Source organism: Roseateles depolymerans, from assembly GCF_003387155.1.
In the GTDB taxonomy this organism is placed as follows: Bacteria; Pseudomonadota; Gammaproteobacteria; order Burkholderiales; family Burkholderiaceae_C; genus Roseateles; species Roseateles depolymerans.
This window is the reverse complement of record NZ_QUMT01000009.1, coordinates 20,478-40,776: the sequence shown is the minus strand read 5'-3', so window position 1 is coordinate 40,776 and position 20,299 is coordinate 20,478. Positions and strand designations below refer to the sequence as shown.

15 protein-coding genes and 1 tRNA gene are annotated in these 20,299 nt (G+C 66.2%); 12 read left to right on the top strand and 4 right to left on the bottom strand.

Annotated features, from left to right (window positions below):
* The first annotated feature begins 163 nt into the window (after positions 1–163).
* The 8 genes from DES44_RS24210 to DES44_RS24175 all read left to right on the top strand — a co-directional run bounded on the left by DES44_RS24210 (position 164) and on the right by DES44_RS24175 (position 10,049).
* Complete coding sequence (locus DES44_RS24210) at positions 164–1,984, top strand: acetolactate synthase 3 catalytic subunit (RefSeq protein WP_058934298.1); 1,821 nt, start codon at positions 164–166, stop codon at positions 1,982–1,984.
* A gap of 172 nt (positions 1,985–2,156) precedes the next feature.
* Positions 2,157–2,648: an acetolactate synthase small subunit gene (gene ilvN / locus DES44_RS24205; RefSeq protein WP_058934299.1), complete on the top strand. Its 492-nt coding sequence runs from the start codon at positions 2,157–2,159 to the stop codon at positions 2,646–2,648.
* Positions 2,649–2,741: 93 nt separating this feature from the next.
* A complete protein-coding gene (gene ilvC / locus DES44_RS24200; RefSeq protein ID WP_058934300.1) occupies positions 2,742–3,758 on the top strand; it encodes a ketol-acid reductoisomerase in 1,017 nt (338 codons plus the stop codon).
* A gap of 106 nt (positions 3,759–3,864) precedes the next feature.
* A complete protein-coding gene (gene pssA, locus DES44_RS24195) occupies positions 3,865–4,719 on the top strand; it encodes a CDP-diacylglycerol--serine O-phosphatidyltransferase (RefSeq protein ID WP_058934301.1) in 855 nt (284 codons plus the stop codon).
* 273 nt (positions 4,720–4,992) lie between these two features.
* Positions 4,993–6,678: a 2-isopropylmalate synthase gene (leuA, locus tag DES44_RS24190; protein WP_058934302.1), complete on the top strand. Its 1,686-nt coding sequence runs from the start codon at positions 4,993–4,995 to the stop codon at positions 6,676–6,678.
* 66 nt (positions 6,679–6,744) lie between these two features.
* Complete coding sequence (locus tag DES44_RS24185) at positions 6,745–8,289, top strand: 2-isopropylmalate synthase (RefSeq protein ID WP_058934303.1); 1,545 nt, start codon at positions 6,745–6,747, stop codon at positions 8,287–8,289.
* Positions 8,290–8,548: 259 nt separating this feature from the next.
* Positions 8,549–9,586, top strand: coding sequence for a D-alanyl-D-alanine endopeptidase (pbpG, locus tag DES44_RS24180; protein WP_375137578.1), 1,038 nt, complete (start codon positions 8,549–8,551; stop codon positions 9,584–9,586).
* Between the two features lie 244 nt (positions 9,587–9,830).
* Positions 9,831–10,049, top strand: coding sequence for a hypothetical protein (locus DES44_RS24175; protein ID WP_058934304.1), 219 nt, complete (start codon positions 9,831–9,833; stop codon positions 10,047–10,049).
* A gap of 73 nt (positions 10,050–10,122) precedes the next feature.
* On the opposite strand, the gene DES44_RS24170 is transcribed toward DES44_RS24175, so the two are convergent.
* The 4 genes from DES44_RS24170 to hpnC form a co-directional block, all read right to left on the bottom strand.
* A complete protein-coding gene (locus tag DES44_RS24170) occupies positions 10,123–10,890 on the bottom strand; it encodes an IclR family transcriptional regulator (RefSeq protein ID WP_058934305.1) in 768 nt (255 codons plus the stop codon).
* 101 nt (positions 10,891–10,991) lie between these two features.
* On the bottom strand, positions 10,992–12,293 hold the full coding sequence (gene hpnE, locus DES44_RS24165) for a hydroxysqualene dehydroxylase HpnE (RefSeq protein ID WP_058934306.1): 1,302 nt from the start codon (positions 12,291–12,293) through the stop codon (positions 10,992–10,994).
* On the bottom strand, positions 12,290–13,159 hold the full coding sequence (hpnD, locus tag DES44_RS24160; protein ID WP_058934307.1) for a presqualene diphosphate synthase HpnD: 870 nt from the start codon (positions 13,157–13,159) through the stop codon (positions 12,290–12,292). Before hpnD ends, hpnE begins: the two co-directional genes overlap by 4 nt.
* A complete protein-coding gene (hpnC, locus tag DES44_RS24155; protein WP_058934308.1) occupies positions 13,156–14,034 on the bottom strand; it encodes a squalene synthase HpnC in 879 nt (292 codons plus the stop codon). The genes hpnD and hpnC overlap by 4 nt, the downstream gene beginning before the upstream one ends.
* 144 nt (positions 14,035–14,178) lie before the next feature.
* Here hpnC and DES44_RS24150 point away from each other — a divergent pair, with 144 nt between their 5' ends.
* The 4 genes from DES44_RS24150 to tig all read left to right on the top strand — a co-directional run bounded on the left by DES44_RS24150 (position 14,179) and on the right by tig (position 20,207).
* Positions 14,179–15,372 carry an efflux RND transporter periplasmic adaptor subunit gene (locus DES44_RS24150; RefSeq protein ID WP_058934309.1) on the top strand — a complete coding sequence of 398 codons (1,194 nt, stop codon included), beginning with the start codon at positions 14,179–14,181 and terminating at the stop codon, positions 15,370–15,372.
* 13 nt (positions 15,373–15,385) lie between these two features.
* Entirely contained in the window at positions 15,386–18,514 is a 3,129-nt protein-coding gene (locus DES44_RS24145) for an efflux RND transporter permease subunit (protein WP_058934310.1), read from the top strand.
* Positions 18,515–18,786: 272 nt separating this feature from the next.
* A tRNA-Leu gene (locus DES44_RS24140) sits at positions 18,787–18,873 on the top strand.
* Between the two features lie 23 nt (positions 18,874–18,896).
* The gene (gene tig, locus DES44_RS24135; RefSeq protein ID WP_058934311.1) at positions 18,897–20,207 is read left to right on the top strand and encodes a trigger factor; all 1,311 of its coding nucleotides are present in this window, start codon (positions 18,897–18,899) and stop codon (positions 20,205–20,207) included.
* The last annotated feature ends 92 nt before the right edge of the window (positions 20,208–20,299 follow it).

Here is a 20,299-nt window from a genome sequence, read left to right as displayed (position 1 = left end):
TTCCATGCATAATCTTCGCTCGTACCACGCAGTATGGGTCTCAAGCAGGTTGCCCGACCCGGGCCTCCTGATTTTTGACCGCGCCGTTCCGAGTCCGCTTCACAAGAGTGAGAGGAGGAGCACCGATGGTTTTTCGTCAGAGAAAATCTCAGAGGTTCGACATATGGAAATGTCTGCCGCGGACACCAAACGTGCAGCGATCTCGGAAGCTCGCTCACAGCCGCATTCTTCTTCCGGCCCTTCTTCAGGGCATCCTTCCGGCCCTGGTCCCCAGGAGCTGAACGGTTCCGAAATCCTGGTTCAAAGCCTTCAGCATGAAGGCGTGAAGTTCCTTTGGGGCTATCCAGGCGGCGCCGTCCTCTACATCTACGACGCGCTCTACAAGCAGGACGCCATCCAGCATGTGCTGGTCCGTCATGAGCAGGCTGCCGTGCATGCCGCCGACGGGTATGCACGCGCCACCGGCGAGGTGGGCGTGGCGCTGGTGACCTCCGGGCCCGGCGTGACCAATGCCATCACCGGCATTGCCACGGCCTACATGGATTCCATCCCGATGGTGATCATCACCGGACAGGTGCCCACGCCGGCCATCGGCCTGGACGCCTTCCAGGAATGCGACACCGTCGGCATCACCCGGCCCATCGTCAAGCACAACTTCCTGGTCAAGGATGTGCGCGACCTGGCCATGACGCTCAAGAAGGCCTTCCACATCGCCCGCACCGGCCGCCCGGGCCCGGTGGTGGTGGACATCCCCAAGGATGTGTCGGTCGCCCGCGCGCCGTTCAGCTACCCCGACCGTGTGGAGATGCGCTCCTACAACCCGGTCAAGAAGGGGCACAGCGGCCAGATCCGCAAGGCGGTCCAGCTGTTGATGACGGCCAAGCGTCCGTATATCTATACCGGCGGCGGCGTCATCCTGGGCGAAGCCACGGCGGAACTGCGCCAGCTGGTGGACCTGGTCGGCTTCCCCTGCACCAACACCCTGATGGGGCTGGGCGCCATGCCCGGCACCGATCCGCGTTTCCTGGGCATGCCCGGCATGCATGGCACCTACGAGGCCAACATGACCATGCAGCACTGCGATGTGCTGCTGGCCGTCGGCGCCCGCTTCGATGACCGGGTGATTGGCAATCCCAAGCATTTCGCGTCGGTGGATCGCAAGATCATCCACGTGGACATCGACCCGTCCTCCATCTCCAAGCGGGTGCGGGTGGACATCCCCATCGTGGGCGACGTCAAGGACGTGCTGCAGGAGCTGATCGCCCAGATCCGCGAAGCCCAGGCCCGTCCGGACGCCGAGGCGCTGAACGCCTGGTGGAACCAGATCAACGACTGGCGCAAGCGCGACTGCCTGGCCTACAAGCAGTCCAGCGAAGTCATCAAGCCGCAATTCGTGCTGGAAACGCTGTGGAACCTCACCCACGAGCGGGACACCTACATCACCTCCGATGTGGGCCAGCACCAGATGTGGGCCGCCCAGTTCTACCGCTTTGACGAACCGCGTCGCTGGATCAACTCCGGCGGCCTGGGCACGATGGGCGTGGGCCTGCCGTATGCGATGGGCATCAAGCTGGCCAAGCCGGAGTCGGATGTGTTTTGCATCACCGGCGAAGGCTCCATCCAGATGTGCATCCAGGAGCTGTCCACCTGCCAGCAGTACAAGACCCCTGTGAAGGTGGTCTCCCTGAACAACCGCTACCTCGGCATGGTGCGGCAGTGGCAGGAACTGGACTATGGCAAGCGCTACTCGCACAGCTACATGGATGCGCTGCCCGACTTCGTCAAGCTGGCCGAAGCCTACGGGCATGTGGGCCTGCTGGTGGAGAAGCCGTCCGATGTGGAAGGCGCGCTGCGCGAAGCCATCCGCCTGAAGGACCGCACCGTCTTCCTGGACGTGCGGACCGACCCGACCGAGAACGTCTGGCCGATGGTCCAGGCGGGCAAGGGCCTGTCGGAAATGCTGCTCGGATCGGAAGACCTCTGACGCGGCGGCGGCCGCAGGCGCGTGGCGCCGGACACGTTACCGCGTGACCGGCGACCCCCGCCCCAAGCCGCCAACGCCCGGAGCGACCCCCCGAGCCTCCCCTGTCTTTGACCCCGTGGCCAAGGGCCGTCGGTTACCGCCGCCGGTCTGAAGAGCGCGAAGGACAAACGTCATGAAACACATCATTGCATTGCTCATCGAGAACGAGCCGGGCGCGCTGTCACGCGTGGTGGCCCTGTTCTCCGCCCGCGGCTACAACATCGAGAGCCTGACGGTGGCGCCCACCGAAGACGCGTCGCTGTCCCGCATGACCATCGTGACCAGCGGCAGCGACGACGTGATCGAGCAGATCACCAAGCATCTGAACCGCCTGATCGAAGTGGTCAAGGTGGTGGACCTGACCGAAGGCCGCTACATCGAGCGCGAGCTGATGCTGATCAAGGTGAGGGCGGTCGGCAAGGAGCGCGAGGAAATGAAGCGCACCGCCGACATCTTCCGCGGCCACATCATCGACGTGACCGAGAAAACCTACACCATCGAGCTGACCGGCGACGCCTCCAAGCTCGATGCCTTCATCGATGCGATCGACCGCGCCTCCATCCTGGAGACGGTCCGCACCGGCACCAGCGGCATCGGCCGCGGCGAGCGGATCCTGCGCGTCTGAGTCCACTCAGACGGCGCACCCGATCGATCGTTTTCATCCCATTCCTGATTTTTTGCCCCGGCCAACAGCCGCAGAACCCCTGGAGAACCCACCATGAACGTCTACTACGACAAGGACGCTGACCTGAGCCTGATCAAGGGCAAGAACGTCACCATCATCGGTTATGGCTCACAAGGCCACGCCCATGCCCAGAACCTGAACGAAAGCGGTGTGAAGGTCACCGTGGGTCTGCGCCGGGGCGGCGCTTCCTGGGCAAAGGCGGAAGGCGCCGGCCTGAAGGTGGCCGAGATCGCCGACGCGGTGAAGGCGGCGGACGTGGTCATGATCCTGCTGCCGGACGAGCAGATCGCCGACGTCTACAAGAAGGACGTCGAGCCCAACATCAAGGCCGGTGCGTCGCTGGCTTTCGCCCACGGCTTCAATGTGCACTATGGTCAGGTCCAGCCCCGCGAGGACCTGGACGTGTGGATGGTGGCGCCCAAGGCCCCGGGCCACACCGTGCGCAATACCTACAAGCAGGGTGGCGGCGTGCCGCACCTGATCGCCGTGTATGCCGACAAGACCGGCAAGGCGCGCGACCTGGCCCTGAGCTATGCGGCGGCCAATGGCGGCGGCAAGGCCGGCATCATCCAGACCAGCTTCCGTGAAGAGACCGAAACCGACCTGTTCGGCGAGCAGGCCGTGCTGTGCGGCGGCACCGTCGAGCTGATCAAGGCGGGTTTCGAGACCCTGGTCGAAGCCGGTTATGCGCCGGAAATGGCCTACTTCGAATGCCTGCACGAGCTCAAGCTGATCGTGGACCTGATCTATGAAGGCGGCATCGGCAACATGAACTACTCCATCTCCAACAACGCGGAGTATGGCGAGTACGTGACCGGCCCGCGCGTGGTGACCTCGGCCACCAAGGACGCGATGCGCCAGTGCCTGAAGGACATCCAGACCGGTGAATACGCCAAGAGCTTCATCCTGGAGAACAAGGCCGGCGCCCCGACCCTGATCAGCCGCCGCCGCCTGACGGCCGAGCATCCGATCGAGCAGGTGGGCGAGCAGCTGCGCGCCATGATGCCCTGGATCAAGGCCAACAAGCTGGTGGACAAGAGCAAGAACTAAGCCCCCGACAAGGGGGTGTTTCCGGGGTGTAACCTCGGTCAAAAGCCGCGCGGGGCAGGGCCTCGGGCGGCTTTTCTCATGGACCGCTGAGGTATCCTCCGGGCCCATGAATGCATCGCAGAACAACAAGGCGGATCTGTTGGACGAGGACGAGGAGGCAGATGCCGAGGTCCTGGAGTCGCCACGCCGCCGCCGCAAGGGCATCTACATCCTGCCCAACCTGTTCACGCTGGCCGCGCTGTTCAGTGGCTTCTATGCCATCGTCATGGCCATCAGCGGACGTTTCGAGCAGTCCGCTTACGGCATCTTCGCCGCCATGGTGCTGGACAGTCTGGACGGCCGTGTCGCCCGGATGACCAATACCCAGAGCACCTTCGGGGAGCAGATGGACAGCCTGTCCGACATGGTCTCCTTCGGGGCCGCGCCCGCGCTGATCATGTATTCCTGGGCCCTGCAGGGCCTAGGCAAGTGGGGCTGGTTCGCCGCCTTCGTCTACATCGCCGGCGCCGCCCTGCGCCTGGCCCGGTTCAACACCAACCTGGCCGTCGTGGATCGCCGCTTCTTCCAGGGCGTGCCCAGCCCGGCGGCTGCCGCGCTGGTGGTGGGCTTCATCTGGGTGATGGACGATGCCGGCTACAAGCTGGTCTACCAGGATCCGGTCCTGGCCTGGGTGGCCTTCGGCTTCACCGTGTATGCGGGCCTGACGATGGTGACCAACGCCCCGTTCTACAGCTTCAAGGATGTGAGCTTCAAGCGCTCGGTGCCCTTCATCGTGATCGTGGCCATTGCCCTGGCCATCGCGGTGATCAACATCCATCCGCCGTCGGTGCTGTTTGCCGTGTTCTGCCTGTATGGGGTCTCCGGCTACGTGGTCTACGCCGTCAAGCGGGCCAAGGGCAAGCCGGTCAGCGTGATCGCCACCTCCACCGACGAGCCGGATGAAGCCGGGCTTCATCGCTGACGAAGGCTGGGCGGCCCGTCTTTGACGCGAATCCGCCCGGATGCCGGTTTTGGCCGTTGACGGCGCCAAGGCACGGCCCCTATATTCAATGCCCATGACGTTCTCTGCACACATTGCGCTGCTACTACGAAGCGACCTCCGGGTTCGCTAGATCGCGCACGTCCCTGCACCACCAGACGTCTCCCCCAGATCAACGGCCCGAATGCAACCCGCAGCGGGCCGTTGTTCATTTCCAAAGGCTGCGAGTTGCGACCCTGACCCCCAGGAACGCCCATGCTCAAGCAACCGCACCTCAAGTACCGCGCCTTCGCCCCTATCGAACTCCCTGATCGCCGCTGGCCCAGCGTGCAGATCACGAAGGCGCCGCTGTGGCTGAGCACCGACCTGCGGGACGGCAACCAGGCCCTGATCGAGCCAATGGACCCGGAGCGCAAGCTGCGCATGTTCCAGATGCTGGTGCGCATCGGCTTCAAGGAGATCGAGGTCGGGTTCCCCTCGGCCTCCCAGACCGACTTTGATTTCGTGCGCCTGCTCATCGAGCAGGGCCACATCCCCGACGACGTGACCATCCAGGTGCTGACGCAGGCCCGCCAGCCCCTGATCGAGCGGACCTTCGAGTCGCTCAAGGGCGCCAAGCGGGCTGTCGTGCACCTCTACAACGCCGTGGCGCCGGTGATGCGCCGCGTGGTGCTGGGCATGGACGAAGACCAGATCGTGGACCTGGCCGTCACCCACACCCGCATGATTCGCGACCTGGTGGCGGCGCATCCCGAAACCGAGTTCGGTTATGAATATTCGCCGGAGATGTTCTCCAACACCGAGCTGGCCTTCTCCAAGCGGGTGGTGGATGCGGTGACCGAGGCCTGGGGGGCCACGCCCGAGCGCAAGGTGATCATCAACCTGCCCACCACCGTCGAGAACGCCACGCCCAACTGCTTTGCCGACATGATCGAGTGGATGGTCCGCAACATCGAGCGGCGTGACAGCGTGATCCTGTCGGTCCACCCCCACAACGACCGCGGTACCGGCACCGCCGCCGCCGAGCTGGCCCTGATGGCCGGTGCGGACCGCGTGGAAGGCTGCCTGTTCGGCAACGGCGAGCGCACCGGCAACCTGGACCTGGTCAACGTGGCCCTGAACCTCTACACCCAGGGCGTTCACCCCAATCTGGACTTCTCCGACATCGACGACATCCGCCGCTGCGTCGAGCATTGCAACCAACTGCCGGTGCATCCGCGCCACCCGTATGTCGGGGAGCTGGTCTACACCTCGTTCTCCGGCTCGCACCAGGACGCCATCAAGAAGGCCTTCTCGGTCCGCAAGGACGGCGACGTCTGGGAGATCCCCTACCTGCCGATCGACCCCAAGGACCTGGGCCGCAGCTACGAAGCGGTCATCCGCGTGAACAGCCAGTCCGGCAAGGGCGGCATCTCCTATCTGCTGGAGACGGAATACGGCATCGAGTTGCCGCGCCGCCTGCAGATCGAATTCAGCCAGATCGTGCAGCAGGTGATGGACACCCACGGCAAGGAACTGGGCGCAGCGGACCTCTGGCAGATCTTCGACCGGGAATACGGCGTCAAGCAGGCGCCGGCGCTGCAGCCGCAGATCGGCACCACCGAGGACGGGCAGACGCAGGTGGTGGCGCAGGCTGACCTGTGCGTGCGCATGGTCAAGGTGCAAGGGCAGGGCAAGGGCCCGATCGACGCGTTTGTCGAGGGCCTGAACCGGGTCCTGCAGACCCAGGTGCGGGTGCTGGACTACCATGAGCATGCACTGGGCAGCGGCGCGGATGCGCAGGCCGTGGCCTATCTGGAACTGCGGGTGGGCGAGCACACTTTGTTTGGCGTCGGCATGGATGGCAACATCGCATCGGCGTCGCTCAAGGCCATCGTCTCCGGCTTGCGCCGGGCGGCGCAGCGCGGCCAGCTCAAGCTGGTGCGGTTGCAGGCGGCGTGAGAGCCCTCTGTCCGCATGACCGTCCTCATTGCGCCCTGATTGCGCCCTGATTGAAGGAAGCCCGACATGTCTGCCTCGCAATTGATCATCTTCGACACCACCCTGCGCGACGGTGAACAATCGCCCGGAGCGTCCATGACCAAGGACGAAAAGCTGCGTATCGCGCGGCAACTCGAGCGATTGAAGGTGGACGTGATCGAGGCTGGCTTCGCCGCCGCCAGCCAGGGCGACTTCGAGGCGGTCAAGGCCATCGCCGAGGCCATCCGCGACAGCACCGTCTGCTCCCTGGCCCGCGCCAACGACCGCGACATCAGCCGCGCCGCCGAGGCGCTCAAGGGCGCGGCCCGCTCCCGCATCCACACCTTCATCGCCACCAGCGAGCTCCACATGGAGAAGAAGCTGCGCATGACGCGCGAGCAGGTGCTGGAGCAGGCCATTCAGGCGGTGCGCTTCGCCCGCAACCTGACCGACGACATAGAGTTCTCACCCGAAGACGGTTATCGCTCCGACCCCGTCTTCCTGGCGCAGGTGGTGGAAGCGGTCATCCGGGAAGGGGCCCGCACCATCAACATCCCCGACACCGTCGGTTATGCCATCCCCGAGCTCTACGGCAGCTTCATCAAGGAACTGCGCGAGCGCGTGCCCAATTCCGACCAGGCCATCTGGAGCGTGCACTGCCACAACGACCTGGGCATGGCGGTGGCCAATTCCCTCGCCGGGGTGAAGATCGGCGGCGCCCGTCAGGTGGAATGCACCATCAATGGCCTGGGCGAGCGGGCGGGCAACTGCTCGCTGGAAGAGGTGGTGATGGCGGTCAAGACCCGCCGCGACTATTTCGGGCTGGACGTGCGGGTGGATCCGTCGCAGATCGTGCCGGCCTCCCGCATGGTGTCGCAGACCACCGGCTTCGTGGTGCAGCCCAACAAGGCCGTGGTGGGGGCCAATGCCTTCGCCCATGCCTCCGGCATCCACCAGGACGGCGTGCTCAAGGCGCGTGACACCTACGAGATCATGCGGGCCGAGGATGTGGGCTGGGCGGCCAACAAGATCGTGCTGGGCAAGCTGTCCGGCCGCAATGCCTTCAAGCAGCGCTTGCAGGAGCTGGGCGTGCAACTGGCGTCGGAAGCCGAGGTCAATGCGGCCTTCCAGCGCTTCAAGGACCTGGCCGACCGCAAGGCCGAGATCTTTGACGAGGACATCCTGGCCCTGGTGATGGATGAATCCGCCGGCAGCGAGCAGGAGCATTACCGGCTGGTGGCCCTGTCCCAGCGCTCCGAAACCGGCGAGCGTCCGCATGCCCAGGTGGTGTTCTCGGACGGCGACCAGGAAGTGCGCACCGAGAGCGACGGCAACGGCCCGGTGGACGCGGTTCTCAGAGCGATCGAGACCAAAGTGCAAAGTGGTGCCGAATTGCTGCTGTATTCAGTGAACGCAATCACCAGCGGCAGCACAGAATCGCAGGGTGAAGTCACGGTGCGGTTGCAACATGCCGGGCGAGTGGTGAACGGGGTCGGGGCAGATCCTGATATCGTCGTCGCCTCCGCCAAAGCATATTTGAGCGCGTTGAACAAGTTGCAAAGCAGGACGGAACGGGTCGCGGCCCAGGGCTGAAACGGTCGAGGATTCTTTACTTTAAGAGCGTGAAGTAAGTCCTTGATCTTGCCGGTCTTTCTGCGATCCTCTACACTCAGGCCCGACTGATCTGGGGACCGGATTGAAGACCATAGCGATATTGCTGTCTGGTGCCGCCTACCGCGGAGTCTGTGGCGGAGTTTGTGGCGGCGTGCAAGGCGTGCAAAGCGCACTCAGGGGAGTGCGCGGCGCCATGCTGGGCGGCGTGCTCGTGCTCGCGGGTGCCTGCGTTTCGCTGATGCCCGCTCAGTCGGCAGAAGCGGCCACTGCCTCCAAGGCCAGCACCAAGGCGTCCTCCAAGGCTACCAGCGTGCGCAAGGCCAAGCCGGCCCCGCGTTCTCCCCGCAAGGTGGCCGCCCGCGCGGCAGCCCGGGAAGTGGCGGTCGTCCCCGCCAAACCCTCCTTCGGCCAGATGTATGGCCTGCATGACACGGAAGATCCGCTGGACCTGAAGTCCAGCGTTGCCCTCGTGCTGGACCAGGACACCAACGAAGTCCTGTTCTCCAAGAATCCCCAGGCCGTCCTGCCCATCGCGTCCATCACCAAGCTGATGACGGCGTTGCTCGTGGTCGAGGCCAAGCAGGACCTGGAAGAAAAGATCACCATCACCGACGACGACAAGGACACCGAGAAGTTCACCAGCTCGCGTCTGGCCGTCGGCACCACGCTCACCCGCGGTGAGTTGCTGCATCTGGCATTGATGTCTTCAGAAAACCGCGCTGCGCATGCACTCGGGCGCAGCTACCCCGGCGGTCTGGAGACCTTCGTCGCAGCGATGAACACCAAGGCGCAACTGCTGGGCATGGGCGACACGCACTATGTGGAGCCCACCGGCCTGTCCAGCCGCAACCAGTCCAGCGCGCGCGACCTGGCGGTGCTGGTCAAGACGGCGCATCAATTTCCGCTGATCCGCGAGCTGTCGACCTCGCCGGAATACACCGTGGCCCTGGGCCGGCGGCTGGTGCGTTTTGGCACCACCAACGGTCTGGTGCGCAAGTCGGATTGGGACATCGGCCTGCAGAAGACCGGGTTCATCAATGAAGCCGGGCAGTGCCTGGTCATGCAGGCCCAGATGGCCGGTCGCAAGCTGATCATGGTGTTCCTGGATTCGGCCGGCAAGTATTCGCGCATCGGCGATGCCGAGCGCGTTCGCAAGTGGCTGCTGGGCACCAGCTCTCCCATCGGCGGACCCGCTGGCGCGATCACGGCCTCGACGGCGGTGACCCTGCCGACGCCGACGGCCCAGGCCGTGGCCATCACTCCGGCGGTGAAGTGAATGAGTGGGGGCCGGGTGATGGACCCGGCCGACCCACAAGGCGCTTTCGCGCGCAACGCACAGCGGGCTTCGGCCCGCTTTGTTGTTTCCGGGCCTGACCAGAAGCCGCCCTCTCGACCCATGACATACCGGGCATGCTGCTTGCATCCAGGCCGGGCCGCCAAGCTTGCAATCGCGGCCCCGGGCCGCATCTGATCGCCGATGCGCACGGCCGCCCCCTCCCTCCAGATTCACAGGAGCTCCCATGAAAACCATCGATGAAATGCTGAGTCTGGACCTGCTGACCCCTGAGCAGCACCAACAAATCGGCCTGTGGATCTCCGAGGCGGATTCGCCCGAGGCCATCCTTCAGATGCCGACGGACCTGTGGCAGGCGGTGGAGCGCGCCAGCGAGATCATGGGCGTGGATGCCGACCTGCTGCGGCCGCCCGCGCTGGACGCTGGCGGCGTGGTGCCGGGCTGAGAGGTGAAGGGCTGACCAGCGGAGGCGCTGAGGAGCGGATGAGCCAAGGAGCGGAAGCGCCGAAGCCCGCCGTTCAACCCCGGAAGCCCAGCGCAGCGGAGATCCGCGCGGCGGTCTCTTTCAGACGCGGCATCCAGGCTTCTTCCAGCCGGTCCGCCGGTGCCGAAATGGACAGGCCAGCGACCAGCTTGCCCTGGTCGTCGTAGATGCCGGCCGCCATGCAGCGCACGCCCAGTTCCAGTTCCTCGTCGTCCCGGGCGACGCCGCGTTGCCGCACCAGCGCCATCTCGCGCTCCAGCAGGGCCACGTCGGTGAGGCTGTTGCGGGTGTGGCCGCTCAGGCCGGTGCGGGTGGCGTAGGCACGCACCCGCTGCGGATCGTCGCTGGCCAGGAACAGCTTGCCCACCGAGGTGAGATGCAGCGGCGCCCGCCCGCCGACCGCGCGCACGACCTGCATGCCGGAGCGCTCGCTGTAGGTGCGCTCGATGTAGACGATCTCGTCCCCCTGCCGCACCGACAGGTTGACCGGTTGATGGGTGAGCTTGTGCAGTTCCCGCATCGGGCCGATGGCGGCTTCCCGCACGTCCAGCCGCGCCTTGACCAGATTGCCCAGCTCCAGCAGGCGCATGCCCAGCCGGTAGCTGCCCGCCTCGGGGCGGTCGACAAACCGGCCCAGGGCCAGGTCATTCAGGATGCGGTGCGCCGTGGAAGGGTGCAGGCCGGTGGTCTCGCTGATCACCTTCAGCGACACCGGGTCCTGATGCTGGGCCAGCACGTCCAGCAGGGAGAACATCCGCTCCAGTACCTGGATCGCGGGGGTCTGCAGCTCCTTGGATTTCATGCGGCCATTGTGAAGGATTTCCCTTCGGTTGCGCATGGCGAAAACTAGGGCCAGGGCTCCACCGTCGCTTTCGCCCATCAGTGGTGCGCCCTGGCGCTGCGTTACCGCATGACGGAACGCGCGGCGGCCAGGCCGCTCATCACCGCGCCTTCCAGGGTGGCGGGGTAGGGGCCTTCCAGATAATCCCCGGCCGCCACCAGCCCCGGCAGCAGGGCGGCTGGCGGACGCTGCAGCCCGGGCGTGCAGGCGAAGGTGGCGCGCTTTTCGCTCAGCACGCGGTGCAGGCGCGGCGGGGTGTGCCAGGACAGCGCCCGGCGGGCCTGCGCCAGGGTGGCGTCGGCGGTGGCCTCCAGCCCGCGCGCCACCCAGGGCGCAGCACCGCTGATGACGAAGCTGAAGAGACCGGGACGCTGGGCCAGTTGGCCCAGGTCAAAGGCGAACTGGGCTGGCTCGTTGGCCGATTCATGCAGTGCCACCATCGGCGCCGGCAGCGAGGAGCCCGGGCTTTCCAGGTACACCGTGATGATCGGCTGGAATTCGAAAGCCGCCGTGCGGGCGCTCCAGTCGGGGGCCAGGGTTTGCGTCAGGCGTGCCGCTTCCACGGAACTGGTCGCCAGAACAACTGCATCCACGGACACCGTCTCCTGCGCGGTATGGACCTGCCACGCAGTCCCTTCGCGACTCAGGGCCTGGACGCGCGCGGTACGCAAGTCGGCACCCGCAGCCAGCAGATGAGCGCGGGCCGGCTCCGGCAACAGTGCACTCAGGCCCTGGCTGGGCAGCAGCAGGTCCGCGCTGCCCGGGCCACTGAAGAGGGCGTCCTTGAGGACACGCAGGAAGACCTGCGCGCTGGCCTGTGACGCGGGGGTGTTCAGCGCCGCGACACACAGCGGGTCGATCAGGTCCTGCCGCACACGCGGCGGCAGCGCAGCGGTCAATGCCGCCACGCTCAGCGAAGGCGCGCAGCGAAACCCGCTGGCCATCCAGCGGCTGCTGTGCATCAGGAAGCCCAGCCGCTCGCGCCAGGACCAGGCGCGGCAAGCCAGCACGCCGCGAGTGAACGCCAGCCAGGGCGGGCCGCCGGGCAAGGTCAGCGTGTCGTGATCCGGATAACGCAGCCGCAGCCGGGTGCGGAGCAGCGCGCGGTCGGGGTCCACGCCCACGCGGCGCATCAGCGCCAGACTCTGGGTGTAGGCGCCGATGAGGATGTGCTGGCCGTTGTCCAGGGCGTCCGGGCCGTCGCCGAGGCTGCGGGCGCGTCCCCCCAGCCGTGGCGCCATCTCCAGCAGAGTGACGTGAGCGCCGAGGTCGCTGGCCTGCAGTGCCGCGGACAGGCCGGCCCATCCGCCGCCAATCACCGCGATGCGCCGGCCCGGGGCTGGAGCCTGCGGCAAGCCGCTCATCGACCGCGCCAGTTGGTCCGCATCGCGATCCAGAGCTTGCGCACCGGTGTCAGCGAAATCCGCTGATGCAGCACCTGGAAGTTCTCGGCTTCGATCTCCCGCAGCAGCGTGCGGTAGATGTTGGCCATCATCAGGCCCGGCTTCTGCGACTTGCGGTCTTCCTCGGCCAGCAGGCCGAAGGCTTCGTCATACAGCGCATGCGCCCGTTCCGCCTGGAACTTCATGAGCGCGGTGAAGCGGTCGCTGTAGCCCCAGGGCGCTTCACGCTTGAGGATCTCGTGCGCCTTGACGTCGAACTGCTGCAGCTCCGACACCGGCAGGTAGATGCGGCCCCGGCGGGCATCGTCCCCGACGTCGCGGATGATGTTGGTCAGTTGCATCGCCAGGCCCAGCTTGTGGGCGTAGGCGACGGTGCTGGCCGCGCGGCGGCCGAAAATGCCCGAGGCCACTTCCCCCACGACACCGGCCACCAGGTGGCAATAACGCTGCAGGCCGGCGAAGTCCAGGTAGCGGGTCTGGTCCAGGTCCATCTGGCAGCCGTCGATCACCGCCAGGCAGTGTTCGGCCCGGATGTCGTAATCGGCGCAATGCGGCATCAGGGCCTTCATCGCCGGATGCTGCGGCTGGCCGGCAAAGGCACCCATCACCTCCTTGCGCCACCAGGCCAGCTTGGTCGCGGCCACGCCGGGGTCGGAGACTTCATCCACCACATCGTCCACCTCGCGGCAGAAGGCGTAGAACGCCGTGATGGCGGCCCGCCGCGGTGGGGGCAGGAACAGGAAGGCGTAATAGAAGCTCGAGCCGCTCTGGGCGGCCTTTTGCTGGACGTACTGTTCGGGCGTGGACGGGGCGGTGGGCGCGGTCATGGGGTGATCTCCGGATGCCGTGTGCCCGCCTGCGGCGCGGTAGGCCGCATGCGCAGGGCCGCCCACAGCAGCGCCGGCGCGTCCAGGGCGCGCAGGCGGGGGCGTTGCACCAGGGCAGCAAAGTGCATGGCTTCCAGTTTCTGAAGAATTCGCAGGCCGCCTTGTACCACCAAGCGCAGCTCCCAACCGGCTCGCCCTGGCAGTTGAAACACCAGTGGCGCGCCTTCCAGCATCAGTGCGTGGGCCCATGCGCACAGATCGGCGATCAAGGCCCGGGCCGCCGGGCTGTCTTGCAGCGCCAACAGTGACTGTCCCTGGAGGCCATGACGCTGCAGATCGGTCTCGGGGGCATACACCCGGCCCCGCGGACCGTCGATGGTGAAGTCCTGCCAGAAGTTGATCAGCTGCAGGGCGCTGCAGATGGCGTCCGACCGGGCCAGGGCCACCGGGTCGTCCAGGCCGTACAGATGCAGCAGCAGGCGGCCCACTGGATTGGCGGAGCGGCGGCAGTAGTCCAGCAGTTCGGCGCGGTCGGCGTACGAGGTTTTCACCAGGTCCTGCTCGAAGGCGTCCAGCAGGTCTTCCAGGAGCTGGGGCGGCAGCCGGTGTTCGACCAGCGCCACCCGGAGCGCGCGGAACACCTGACGCTCCCAGCGCGGGGAGGGCGTCTGGCCGTTCACCACCGCCCGCAGATCGGCGCGGTAGGCGGACAGGTCGGCAAGGCGCTGGGCAGGGCTGGCGTCACCCTCGTCGGCCAGATCGTCGGCAGTCCGGGCGAAGTGATAGATGGCGGTGATCGGCGGCCGCAGCGCAGGCGGACACAGCCAGGAAGCCACCGGAAAGTTTTCGTAGTGCTCTATGCTCACGGGCGGCATTGTCCGCGCTTCGAAGCGGTGTGCCGAGGAAGATGCCGTCTGGCGTTTGACACTTGGATACCCTCTGAATACATTACTGACCGGTCAGTCAGTTACTGCAAGCGGCGGCTCGCTGGGCGCGCCGCCTTCACGTCGAGGTGCTTCATGCCCCATCAGTTTCTTGTATCGTCGGGTTCGCGGCTGCTCAGCCGGGTGTTGCTGTCCCTGCCCGTGGTGGCGCTGGTCGCGTGCGGCCAGCATGAACAGCCGCCGGAACCCGAACGCTATGTGCGCACCCAGGTGCTGAGCGCCCAATCGGCCGGCATGCAGCGCGAATATGCGGCGGAAGTGCGGGCCCGGGTGGAATCGCGACTGTCGTTCCGGGTGGGCGGCAAGCTGCTGGAGCGCAAGGTGGACCTGGGCACGGTGGTCAAGCCGGGCCAGGTGCTGGCGCGTCTGGACAGCCAGGACCTGATCCTGGCCCAGGAAGCGGCCAAGGCGGCGGTGCTGGCCGCCAAGGTCAATCGGGACCAGCTCGGCGCCGACTACAAGCGCTACATCGACCTGCACCGGCAGGGTTTCATCAGCGCCGCGGAACTCGATCGCCGGGATGCCGCCTTCAAGGCCGCCCAGGCCCAGTACGAGCAGGCCCGTGCCCAGTCCGACGTGCAGCGCAACCAGTCGCAATATTCCACCCTGGTGTCCGACACCGCCGGCGTGGTGACCAGCGTGGACGCCGAGCCCGGCATGGTGGTGGCCGCCGGCACGCCCATCGTGCGGGTGGCCAATGACGGCCCGCGCGACATCGTGTTCTCGGTGCCGGAAGACCAGTTGCCGCTGGTGCGCGCCGCCGCGGCCCGTCCAGGCGGCCTGAGCGTTCGCCTGTGGGCCGACACCAAAGACACCCCCCGCCCGATCGAGCTGCGCGAACTGGCAGCGTCGGCCGATCCGGTGACCCGCACCTTCCTGGCCAAGGCCGAACTCAAGGGTGCCGACGTGCGACTGGGCCAGACGGCCACCGTGCTGCTCACCGGCACGCAGTCGGACCAGGCCATCAAGCTGCCGCTGAGTGCCGTGGCCGAGATCCAGGGACGCAGTGCCGTGATGCTGCTGGACGGCAAGACCATGACGGTGCAGCCGCGTCCCGTGCAGGTGGTCGGCGCCGAAGGCAACGACCTGATCGTGCAGGGGCTGGCGCCCGGCATGGAAGTGGTGACCGCCGGTGCCCATGTGCTGACCCCGGGTCAGAAGGTCAAGCGCTTCCGTCCGCCGGGCCCGCCCGCGGAAGGCACGTCGCCGACCGCGACCGCGCCGTCCGCCTCGGCCGTGCCGATGGCCAGCGCCTCGTCCAAGCCCTGATCGGAGCGGTCCCATGAGCAACCCGAGCCGCGCCGGATTCAACCTCTCGCGCTGGGCGCTGGAGCATGCCCCGCTGACGCGCTACCTGATGGTGGTGCTGATGATCCTGGGCTTTGCCGCCTATTTCCAGCTGGGGCAGGACGAAGATCCGCCCTTCACCTTCCGCGCCATGGTGGTGCAGGCCTATTGGCCGGGCGCCACGCCGCAGCAGATGGCCGAGCAGGTGACCGACAAGATCGAGCGCACCCTGCAGGAAGTGCCGCATGCGGACAAGATCCGCTCCTACACCAAGCCCGGCGAGTCCCTGACCATCTTCCAGGTCAAGGACAGCACCTCCCCGGGTGAAGTACCCAACCTCTGGTACACCGTCCGCAAGAAGATCGGCGACATGAAGGCCACGCTGCCGCAAGGCGTGATGGGCCCATTCTTCAACGATGAATTCGGCGATGTCTACGGCTCCATCTTCGCCCTGAATTCCGATGGCGGCTTCAACCTGGAGGAGCTTCGCCAGCAGGCTGAAGCGGTCCGCTCCGAGCTGCTGCGCCTGCCGGACGTGGCCAAGGTGGATCTGTTCGGCGTGCAGGCCGAGAAGCTGTTCGTGGAGATCTCCCAGAAGCGGCTCGCCGAGCTGGGCCTGGACTTCAACCAGGTGGTGGCGCAGCTGAATGCGCAAAATGCGGTCGAGAGCGCCGGCGTGATGGACGCGGGCACCACCAAGGTCGAGATCCGCGTGGAGGGCCAGCTCAATTCGGTGCAGGCCCTGAATGAATTCCCCATCCGCGGCGTCAACACGACCACCGGCGTGGCCAGCAGCCTGCGCCTGGGCGACATCGCCACGGTGCGCCGCGGCTTCGTGGACCCGGCCTCGACCATGGTGCGCTACCAGGGCCACCAGGTGGTGGCGCTGGGTGTGTCCATGGGCAAGGGCGGCGACATCATCGCCCTGGGCAAGGCCCTGAAGGCGGCGACCAGCCGCATCCAGAAAACCCTGCCAGCCGGCATGTCGCTGGCCCAGATCCAGGACCAGCCGCAGGCGGTCAAGACCTCGGTGGGCGAGTTCGTCCATGTGCTGATCGAAGCCGTGGTGGTGGTGCTGGCCGTGAGCTTCATCAGCCTAGGCCTGCACACCAAGCCGCTGCGCATCGACGTCTGGCCCGGCCTGGTCGTGGGCATCACCATTCCGCTGGTGCTGGCCATCACCTTCGTGGTCATGTATTACGCCGGCGTGGGGCTGCACAAGATATCGCTGGGCTCGCTGATCATCGCGCTGGGCCTGCTGGTGGACGACGCCATCATTGCGGTGGAAATGATGGTCCGAAAGCTGGAAGAGGGCTACGACAAGATGCATGCGGCCACGTATGCCTATGACGTCACCGCCATGCCGATGCTGACCGGCACCCTCATCACCGCCGTGGGCTTCCTGCCCATTGGCCTGGCCAAGTCGACGGTGGGGGAATACACCTTCGCCATCTTCGCCGTGACGGCAGCGGCCCTGGTGATTTCCTGGTTCGTGTCGGTGTACTTCGTGCCCTACCTGGGCGCGCTGCTGCTCAAGACCCGCGCCGGCCAGGAAGGCGAATCGCACGAGGTCTTCGACACGCCGTTCTACACGCGCTTTCGCCGCGTCGTGGCCTGGTGCGTGCATCACCGCTGGAAGACGATCAGCGTGACCATCCTGGTGTTCGTGCTGGGCCTGGCGGGCATGGGCAAGGTGCAGCAGCAGTTCTTCCCCGACTCCAGCCGGCCCGAGATCCTGGTGGACCTGTGGCTGCCCGAGGGCGCGACCATCGAGGAAAGCCATGCGGTGGCCAAGCGCTTCGAGGCCCGCATGATGAAGGAGCCGCTGGTGGGCAGCATCACCACCTGGGTCGGCTCCGGCGTGCCGCGTTTTTACCTGCCGCTGGACCAGATCCTGCCCAACTCCAATGTGAGCCAGGCCATCATCCTGCCCAAGTCGCTGGCCGACCGGGAAGTGCTGCGCAAGCGGCTGCCGCAGCTGCTGGCGGCGGAGTTCTCGGAAGTCCGTGGCCGCGTCAAGCTGCTGCCCAACGGGCCGCCGGTGCCGTACCCGGTGCAGTTCCGCATCGCCGGCGACGACCCGGCCCTGCTGCGCCAGGCGGCGGACAAGGCCAAGGAGGTCATGCGCGCCAATCCCAACATGCTGGGCGTGAATGACGACTGGAACGAAGCCATCAAGGTGCTGCACCTGGATGTGGACCAGGACAAGGCGCGCGCCCTGGGCGTGACCAGCCAGGGCATCTCGCAGGCGGTCCGCCTGCTGCTGACCGGCAACACCGTCGGCCAGTACCGCGAGGCCGACCGGCTGATCGACATCGTGCTGCGCCAGCCGGTGGCCGAGCGCGACACGCTCACCAAGCTGGCCAATGCCTACGTCACGACCGCCTCTGGCCGCGCCGTGCCGCTGACTCAAGTCGCCAAGCCGCGCCTGAGCTGGGAGCCGGGGGTCATGCACCGGGAAGGGCGCCAGTACGCCATCACCGTGCAGGGCGACGTGATCGAAGGGCTGCAGGGCGCCACCGTCACCGACCAGGTCTGGCCCAAGATCCGCGAAATTGGCAAGGAAATGCCGCCCGGCTACAACATCACCATCGCCGGTGCGGTGGAGGAGAGCAGCAAGGGCACCGGCTCGATTGCCGCCGGCGTGCCCATCATGCTGTTCATCACCTTCACGCTGCTGATGCTGCAGCTGCACAGCTTCTCGCGGGCGATGCTGGCCTTCCTCACCGGCTTCCTGGGCATCGCGGGCGTGTCCGCCGCGCTGCTGCTGCTGAACCGGCCGTTCGGGTTCGTGGCGCTGCTGGGGGTGATTGCGCTGATGGGCATGATCCAGCGCAACTCGGTGATCTTGATCGACCAGATCGAGCAGGATCGCAGCCGCGGCGTGCCGCCAGCCCAGGCCATCGTGGAATCGGCCGTGCGCCGTCTGCGCCCGATTGCACTGACGGCGGCCGCTGCCGTGCTGGCGATGGTGCCGCTGTCGCGCAGCGTCTTCTGGGGTCCGATGGCCGTGGCCATCATGGGCGGCCTGATCGTGGCCACCGTGCTCACCCTGCTGGCCCTGCCGGCCATGTATGCGGCCTGGTTCCGCATCGAGCGGGATCCCTCGGTCGGCCGCAGCTGACCCCAGTTTCCGCACCCCCGGGCTTACCCGCCCCCGGGGGCGCGGAAACCGCTCACTGAACGGCTACAATCGCCGGTTTCCCGGATTCAACGCCGGATCCCTACCAAGGAAGAGCGGACTCACTGCAAGCCTATTGCTGACCATTGCGAACCAACGGCGAACCAAGGGCAACCCCATGGCCAAAGCCATGGCGATTGCGCTGCGGATGCACACAGGTCGCCTGCGGGTCGATGCAATGAGCAAGCGGTGAGAAGCGCTTTTCCTGTTACCCAGCGCGGGTGGCGAAATTGGTAGACGCACCAGGTTTAGGTCCTGACGCCTTCACGGGCGTGCCGGTTCGAGTCCGGCCCCGCGCACCACTCCAACTGTTTCCGAGTCCACTATGGCTGTCACCGTCGAAACTCTCGAAAAGCTCGAACGCCGCATCACGCTCACGCTGGCGGCCGCTGACATCAACAGCGAGGTCGAGGCCCGCCTGAAGAAGCTGGCCCGCACCGTCAAGGCTGACGGCTTCCGTCCCGGCAAGGTGCCGATGTCCTTCGTCGCCCAGCGCTACGGCGCGTCGGTGCAGTACGAAGTCGTGAACGACAAGCTGGGCCAGGCGTTCAGCCAGGCGGCCAACGAAGCCAAGCTGCGTGTGGCCGGCATGCCCCGCATCGAGCAGAAGGACGGCGCCGCCGAAGGCGACCTGGCCTTTGACGCCACCTTCGAGGTCTATCCCGAAGTGAAGCTGGGTGATCTGGCCGACGCCAGCGTCGAGCGCGTCTCGGCCGAAGTGACCGAAGAAGCCATCGACAAGACCGTCGAGATCCTGCGCAAGCAGCGTCGCAGCTTCGCCCAGCGCGGCGCCGCTGACGTGGCTGCCGACGGCGACCGCGTCACCATCGACTTCGAAGGCAAGATCGACGGCGAACCGTTTGCTGGCGGCAAGGCCGACGGCTTCCAGTTCCTGCTGGGCGAAGGCCAGATGCTCGAAGCCTTCGAAAAGGCCGTGCGCGGCATGAAGTCGGGCGAGTCCAAGACCTTCCCGCTGGCCTTCCCGGAGGACTACCACGGCAAGGAAGTGGCCGGCAAGGAAGCCGACTTCCTGGTGACCGTCAAGAAGATCGAAGCCCAGCATCTGCCGGAAGTGAACGAATCGTTCGCCAAGGCCCTGGGCATCAAGGAAGGCACGGTCGAAGCCCTGCGCGCCGACATCAAGAAGAACCTCGAGCGTGAAGTGAAGTTCCGCGTGCTGGCCCGCAACAAGGCCGCCGCCATGGACGCCCTGGTCGCCAAGGCCGAGCTGGACGTGCCCAAGGCCCTGATCGAAGGCGAAGCCGAGCGCATGGTCGGCAATGCCCGTGAAGACCTGAAGAAGCGTGGTGTGAAGGACGCCGACAAGGCCCCGATCCCCGCCGAGCTGTTCAAGGACCAGGCTGAAAAGCGCGTCCGCCTGGGCCTGGTCGTGGCCGAGCTGGTGCGTTCCAACAACCTGCAAGCCAAGCCCGAGCAGCTGCAGGCGCACATCGAGGAAATCTCGCAGAGCTACGAGAAGCCGGCGGAAGTCGTGCGCTGGTACCTGTCGGACCGTGAGCGCATGGCCGAAGTGGAAGCCGTCGTGATCGAGAACAACGTCACCGATTTCGTCCTGGCCAAGGCCAAGGTCGAAGACAAGCAGGTGCCGTTCGACGAACTGATGGCCGGCAACTGATCCTGCATCAGGATTGCATCGCCTGAAGGCGCCGCGCCGCGAGGCCGGCGCCTTTGTTTTTCGCTGTCTCGCCCCCATGTGAGGGAGTCCTG